Here is a 1,866-nt window from a genome sequence, read left to right on the forward strand (position 1 = left end):
AATTTCATCGTCGTCCACGTGCCTAAGTACGTGATGACCATCAGGAAAGCGGAGTCCTTCGACTTCCCAACACCCATGGCCTGCAGAATGCCGAGCACGAAGAAGAACACCGGCGCATGCGCATTGCCACCGGGTAACGCAATCGAAAGGACGAGGCCCAGCAGTAAAATAACGAGCGCAACACGCAGATAGCTCTTGCCGAAACGAGCGAGGAACCAATACCCCACGCGTTCGAGCAGCCCGACGCGCGTCAACGCGTTTGCAAAGATAAACACGCCCAAAAACATCCACGGCGTCGAGCTGCTCCAACAACTGAACGCTGTCTCGATGGGTGCCACACCGAACAAAAGATAACCCACCGGCAATAACGCGCACGGCACCAGGATAGGCATGGTGTCGAACGCCACCACCGCGATGCAGAACACCGTCAACGCCATGAACATTTTCAATTGGTACGTATACAGCTCGCTTGTCGGAACGATTAAACAGAGAGCGGTCAAAGCAACGATAACGATCCATTGCACGAGAGCCGTTTTACTGCCTTTCGTAGCAATTTGTTTAGCAGCTTGATTTACCATAGTTTGTGAATCCTCCCAAATCATATATACTCAAAAGACATTACGAGGGAAGAGCGGTTACATTCTTTTGCATCTCGTTCTGTTTCAAAAAAAGGGGGCTGCATGCGTCTTGAACAGCTGGAATACTACCTCGAAGTGGCAAAGACGGGGTGCATCAGCATCGCGGCGAACAACCTCTACGTCAGCCAGCCCGCCTTGAGCAGATCAGTGAAATCCCTCGAAGAAGAACTGCGCGTCTGCCTACTCACGCGCACGGTAGACGGGGTGCGCCTCACGGCCGAAGGAGAGGTTTTGCTCCCTTACATGCAGAGCGTCATCTCCTCACTCGGCCAGGTTCGCGAGCAGGCAAAATCCCTTGCCGACGAAGAACCTCTGAAGCTGACCGACACATTCCGCTTGTACACCATCCCGTCGATTTCCGATGCCCTTTTCCCTGCGGCATTCAATCTGATTTCCAAGAAATACCCCGATGTAGAACTCCGCGTTAAGTCCCTTGGCCTCGATCATTTTCCCCACATAGACGTACCCAAAGATGCCGACATTATCGTAACACCGAACATTTCCGGTATGCTCGACCCCTTCATCGAGAAAAGCACCCTGCATATGCAGGAGATGTTCACGGGAAGCTCGTATCTGGTGGTGAGTTCCCGCCACCCTCTGGCCGGCAAGAAGGTCGTGACGCGCGACAAAGTGATTTTTCAGAAGCTTATCGTTCACGAAAACGGTCTCGACGTCAACGCCCTCTACGATGCGATCGGCTACGATCACCCCCCTATCGACGTTTTGCTGCAAAGCAACAACTCTCGACTGATAACGCGAACATTGCTCGAGCACGAGGCAGCGCTCCTCACCAACAGCCTTCTGCTTCCGCTCGACTACGTCAATCAGAACGACCTTTGCATCATCCCCATTAAGAACTCACGAACCCCGTACATTGCCCTCTACCCCGAAAATCATACGAATATAGAGTTCCTCCAAAATCTCACTTCAAGCATGATCATGGCTCGTAGCAGCTCCGTTGCATCCGCGCCGGAGTAAACGCGCTGCCGCCTTGCGCGAGGCGGCAGCGCCTGCGCCATGATCCTCACCCGAAAAGATCTACAGTGAAACCTCAGCACGCTCGATGATCTCCTGCTTCAGGCGATCCGACAGGTCGTTGAAGTAGGCGCTGTAACCCGCTACGCGAACCATGAGATCCTGGTAATTCTCCGGATGTGCTTTGGCATCAACCAACGTCTCGCGGTTGATGACGTTGAACTGCACGTGCCACAGCTTCAGGTCGCACCAC

3 protein-coding genes are annotated in these 1,866 nt (G+C 53.4%); 1 reads left to right on the forward strand and 2 read right to left on the reverse strand.

The annotated features are described in order from the left end of the window. Positions 1-578 (reverse strand): SLC13 family permease (locus RR842_RS12525; RefSeq protein WP_332729955.1); only part of this gene is annotated, 578 nt, incomplete at its 3' end. 102 nt (positions 579-680) lie between these two features. On the opposite strand from RR842_RS12525, the gene RR842_RS12530 reads away from it, so the two are divergent. After that, complete coding sequence (locus RR842_RS12530) at positions 681-1,616, forward strand: LysR family transcriptional regulator (protein WP_332521496.1); 936 nt, start codon at positions 681-683, stop codon at positions 1,614-1,616. A gap of 60 nt (positions 1,617-1,676) precedes the next feature. On the opposite strand, the gene RR842_RS12535 is transcribed toward RR842_RS12530, so the two are convergent. Then, positions 1,677-1,866 (reverse strand): glycine radical domain-containing protein (locus RR842_RS12535; protein WP_332729956.1); only part of this gene is annotated, 190 nt, incomplete at its 5' end.

It is taken from the genome of Gordonibacter sp. (assembly GCF_036667095.1).
Taxonomy (GTDB): domain Bacteria; phylum Actinomycetota; class Coriobacteriia; order Coriobacteriales; family Eggerthellaceae; genus Gordonibacter.